This window comes from Petrachloros mirabilis (assembly GCF_975968855.1).
This window is the reverse complement of the sequence record NZ_CDLUDY010000261.1, coordinates 1-5,176: the sequence shown is the minus strand read 5'-3', so window position 1 is coordinate 5,176 and position 5,176 is coordinate 1. Positions and strand designations below refer to the sequence as shown.

The following is a 5,176-nucleotide window of genomic DNA, read 5'->3' as shown; positions in this document are numbered from 1 at the left end:
GACGCTACTGATCCGGAGGGGTTACGAGCGGTCGTGCCTACAGGCCGATTGCGGGAACCGCTGTCGGCTGCAGGACGTGCGACGGTGATCCTGATAACAAGAGCTGATGATGCTGCGCAAGTGACAGAGGTCACTCAGCGCTTGTATAAGGCTATCGGATCTCGTTTCGAGCCAGTGGAAGCCATATTTCGGCCGGACGCTCTTGTTTCCGTAAAGACGGGAGAGGAGCACCCTTCTTCATGGTGTTGCGGCAAGAGAGCCCTGCTCTGTAGTGGAATCGGCCATGCAGGCTCGTTTCGATCTCTGTCAGAAAGAATGGGTCTTTCCGTGGTTGAAGAGATTCGGTATGTTGATCATCATCGCTACACTCCTGGCGATATCGATCGCCTGCGCAAGAAGGTTGACGAGCTGAAGGCGGATTTGGTGGTGACGACGGAAAAGGATGCAGGAAAGGTAGAGCCCTTGCTCTCCCCGGGTGACGATAACTGGTGGGCCGTCAGGCTCACCACTGAATTGGCGGTCGGTGAAGATCGCCTTCGCTCCGTCATTATGGAAACTTTGGCCGCCAAGCAGGTGATACCCTGTGCGTAGCGGAACGCCGAAGAATATTCTTGTACGTGGGCCAAATTGGCTTGGTGACGCCGTGATGTGTGAGCCGGCTCTTCGAGGGCTCAGGCAGATAGCACCGGAGGCGAAGATCTCAGCTCTTGTAAGGCCGTCGGTAGCAAGCTTATTCAAGGAACACCCGGCGATCGATCAAATTATTCCTTATGAAGACAAGGGGCGCCACGCGGGTCTGACGGGAAAATGGACGCTGGCTCAAGAGCTGAGAAGAGCAGATTTCGATTTCGCGCTGTTGTTTCAGAACGCCTTTGAAGCGGCCTTCTTGTCCTTTATAGCCAGAATTCCGCGTCGGTATGGTTATGCCACAGACGGCAGAAGTCTTTTCCTCTCAGATCCGATAGTCGTGCCCGATCGCCGATCTCATGTGCACCAAGTCGAATACTATTGGAATCTCTTAAGACCGATGGGTTTGACCGATGGACCTCCTTCTCCGGAGCTCTTCCTTACGCAAGAAGAAGAACGTGAGATGGCTGGACGTCTTGAGCGGGCCGGGATTTCTCCCGCGGATCTTGTAGTCGGTGTCAACCCAGGTTCCACCTATGGCGGAGCGAAACGGTGGTTGCCCGAAAGGTTTGCGGAATCGACTGACCGATTATGTCGGATATTGAGTGAATCGGCGGGCAAAGCGGTGTCGGTAGTCATTCTGGGATCAAAGGGGGAGGAACAACTTGGCCGTGAAATCGCGAGAGGGCTTTTGGCACAGTCAGCGGTGTTGTCCGGGATGACAACCATTCGCGAGTTGATGGCCGTGCTTAAACGGTGTGCATTCCTGCTGACAAACGACACGGGCCCCATGCATATCGCTGCGGCGTTTCAGGTTCCAGTCGTCGCAGTCTTCGGACCGACCGACTGGCGGACCACTTCACCATATGGAAAGAACCACGCACTTGTGCGTCAGCCGGTCGACTGTGCCCCCTGTTTACAGCGTGAATGCCCGATCGATCATCGATGTATGACAGGGATTTCGGTTGATCAGGTCGTTGAGGCAGCGGAGAAACTTTTTGGCTCTATGCGGGAGAAGAGAAGCGAGAGACTTCCGGTGGACGCTTCTATGCCGGTACCAGGCCCGTTGCCGCGTACCCCGTTGAACGGTGTCACTGTTTTTCTTGACCGTGATGGGACATTGAACTACGACCCGGGCTTCGTGACTTCGGCTGCTGAGTTGAAACTGTTGCCGGGAGTATCATCGGCCTTGGCCCGTCTCAAGGCCGCCGGTGCAAAGTTGATTGTTGTCACGAATCAATCCGGTGTCGGGCGCGGTATGTTCACGCTGAAAGAACTGGAAGCCATTCATGCGAGGCTGCAGGGGTTGCTGGAGCAGGAGGGCGCGGTTCTCGACGCGATATATTTCTGCCCTCACCATCCGGACGATGGGTGTCGTTGTCGCAAGCCTGGCAGGGCGATGGTCGATCGGGCTGTCGCGGATTTGCACCTGGATCTTCAGCGCTCGTATCTCGTTGGGGATCATGTGAGAGACATGCAATTAGCGAAGATGGTTGGAGCGAGAGCCATCCTGCTTACGACAGAGCCAGTCGATGCACAGGCGTTGGAAATGCTACGGGTTGAACAGGCAATGCCGGATAAGGTAACGAAGTCGTTGGTGGAAGCAGCAGATTGGATCTTTCAGGATGTCGCGCAGAATAGCCAGTCATCTGTCACGACACGCTAGCCGCAACGGGCGAATAGTAACAAGGTTGAAAATGGAGATGAGGTGATGGCTGACTATCGCCACATCCTGCTCATCAAGCCGAGTTCACTCGGTGATATCGTGCATGCCATGCCGACTGTGGCTGCCTTGCGTCATGCATACCCGTCCGCTACTGTAACGTGGCTGGTCAAGCGCCAGTGGTCCGGGCTTGTCGAGCGAATAAATGGAGTCGATCGGGTTTGGGCGGTTGGTTCAGGTTTGAAAGGCTGGCTTTCTCAAGTGCCGGCTCTGCGAGCCGAAAAGTTCGACGTTGCCGTCGACTTACAGGGGCTGTTTCGAAGTGCGACGACGGCGTGGTTGAGCGGGGCACCTCGTCGAATCGGGTTTGCAAATGCGCGTGAAGGCGGGGCCTGGTGGTATAACCAACGCGTTTCCGTTTCGACAACGGAGATGCATGCGGTTGATCGCTACCTGTTGGTGGCGGAGGCGATGGGGGCAAAATCTGGTCATGCGGAATTCTCTTTTCGGGTTCCTCAATCCGATCACGAACACGTCGACCGTCTCTTGCGTCTATCAGGTCTTGCCCCGGGGGCGAGATGGGTGGCCATGACTATCGCGGCCAGGTGGCCGACGAAACGATGGCCCGCGTCGTCGTTTGCGGCTCTGGCGGATCGGCTCAACACAGAGGGTTCCGGTCCTGTGCTATTTCTTGGAGGACCTGATGAGCGTGCGGATGTCGCGGCGGTGAAGAGCATGATGAAGACAAATGCGATCGACCTTGCCGGAGCGCTCCCGATTGAGTACTTGCCGGCTTTATTAGGCAAGGCGGCGGCGCTTATTACGAATGATTCCGGTCCTATGCATATTGCCGCGGCAGTCGGCACGCCGGTGGTTGCGCTGTTCGGCCCGACAAGTCCCGTACGGACCGGCCCGTACGGACCTGGTCACAGGGTTTTGACTCATGAGATCTCTTGCCGCCCTTGTTTCCGTCGTTCCTGTGCCAACGAGCAACGGCTTGCCTGCCTGACAAACATCACGCCGGATCAGGCTGCTGCTGCCTTTAGAAGCCTCCAACATCGGCCCAAGGCGAAGCCTTCGTGAACATTTTCATCGCGGAATCCAGTACGGCGGTCGGGGGACAGGAATTGGCGGTGTTGCTCCATGCAGAAGGGTTAATGAAGCGTGGGCACCGATTGTTTCTGATTCTTGAACCGGGAAGCCCGATTGCGAAAATGGCGGTTGAGAGGAACCTGCCTGTTGCACTGATGTCGATGCGGCGATCTCGGTATCCTCAGGCGATACTCGCCATGCGACGCCTGTTGCAGCGTGATCGGCCTGCGATACTTCAGGTCAACAGTTCCCGGGACAGTTGGATTGGGTCCATTGCGGCTCGATTGGTTCGGTCAAGGCCGAAGGTCATACGGATTCGACATATTTCGACGCCGCTGAATCGCAATCTGACCACGCAGCTGCTTTATCGCGGCTTGGTCGATATGGTGGTCGTTACCGGCGGGGAACGGACCAGACGTGGTCTTATCGAACGGGACGGATTAGCCGCCGACCGGGTTGCGGCGTTTCCAATCGGACTTGATGTCGAATACTTTCACCCCGCGCCTCCCGATCCCGATCTTCGGCACGAACTCGGCCTGACGAACGGCCAGCTCCTAGTCGGCTTGATTTCGTATTTACGAACGTATAAGGGGCATGAATATTTTATCGATGCGGCCGGACGGATCGCGACGAAACGGGAGGACGTCACCTTCATCATTGTGGGAGAAGGTCCTGAGGAACAAACAATCCGCAGACTCATTGAGCAACGTCAGTTGACCTCACGGATCAGGATGCTGGGGTTTCGAGACGATCTTTTGAACGTGTTTCGGTCGTTGGATGTCTTTGCCATTCCGTCTGTGGAGGGGGATACGATTCCTCAAGTGCTCATGCAAGCACTGGCCATGGGAATACCGGTAGTTTCAACAACGGTCGGCTCGATTCCCGATGTCGTCATCGACGGTGAGACAGGGTTCGTTGTTCCTCCGCGCGATTCAAGCGCCCTGGCCGAAAAAATCCTCGCCTTATTGGACAATCCAGAACTTCGACATCGTATGGGAGCCAAAGGAAGGGCATTGGTCGAAGCCTCTTATTCGATCGAGAAGATGTTGGATCGAATGGAGGGCGTCTATCAGAGCCTCGTCGGTGCCGTGAAAATCATGCGATAGAATACCTTGCGTAGTTATGTAGAATTCTGGCCAATGGTGCGTATGCCTACCTGGTCGTTTAAAGAGAATCTGGTGTTTTGGTGGGTGCTGTTTCTGGCGATCCAGCAGATGGAGCGCTACTTTCTGCTCCCAGAAGTTATGGTGACGGAATTCCCTACAACGAGTGTGCTCGCGAAGACACTCTTTACCGGGTTTCGCGCGGATCTGATTACAGCGAGTATTGCCGTACTATTGGTTTCTGGATTCGCCGGTATATGGAGGGGGCTGTGTTGGATGCGAGCCAGTTTCCTGCGCAGGACAAACCAGGCCGTCTCCGGCTGGCGTTGGAGTTTCGTTGCAACTGGAACCGTCACCGGACTGTTTCTGATAGTCCTTTTACTTGTTGATGTTGGGTATTACCACTTCAACCAGCAGCGATTGAATTTCGTCTTCTTCGAGTATGTTGGCGATTTGATGACGCAACTGCAAGAGAACGGGCTTCAGGGGTCTCAAGCGGCCGAGCAAACCGGCGCGGAAGTGCACAATAGCGGAAAGTGGGCCGGAATGGTACTGGGCTTTCTTCTGTTAGAAGCGACAGCCATTGCATTGTGGGGGCTGTTGTTCGCGCGATTCGTACGACCTGCGCTCAGTCGGTTCAATCAAGGGCTCGTGCCAGCTCCAAACGTGATCTTGCTCGTCGGATTTGTAG

General features: G+C 55.5%; 5 protein-coding genes. All 5 read left to right on the top strand.

The annotated features are described in order from the left end of the window. Window positions 1–591, top strand: a 591-nt coding sequence (locus tag ACWVCN_RS11075; protein WP_455245764.1) for a tetraacyldisaccharide 4'-kinase, incomplete at its 5' end; no start/stop codon positions are given. Then, window positions 584–2,293, top strand: a complete 1,710-nt coding sequence (gene waaF, locus ACWVCN_RS11070) for a lipopolysaccharide heptosyltransferase II (protein WP_455245762.1) — start codon at window positions 584–586, stop codon at window positions 2,291–2,293. The genes ACWVCN_RS11075 and waaF (ACWVCN_RS11070), both read left to right, overlap by 8 nt. A gap of 45 nt (window positions 2,294–2,338) precedes the next feature. Next, entirely contained in the window at window positions 2,339–3,373 is a 1,035-nt protein-coding gene (waaF, locus tag ACWVCN_RS11065; protein WP_455245761.1) for a lipopolysaccharide heptosyltransferase II, read from the top strand. Continuing rightward, complete coding sequence (locus ACWVCN_RS11060) at window positions 3,370–4,488, top strand: glycosyltransferase (RefSeq protein WP_455245760.1); 1,119 nt, start codon at window positions 3,370–3,372, stop codon at window positions 4,486–4,488. The genes waaF (ACWVCN_RS11065) and ACWVCN_RS11060 overlap by 4 nt, the downstream gene beginning before the upstream one ends. Before the next feature lie 42 nt (window positions 4,489–4,530). Next, the coding region (locus ACWVCN_RS11055; protein WP_455245759.1) for a hypothetical protein at window positions 4,531–5,176 on the top strand (646 nt) is incomplete at its 3' end.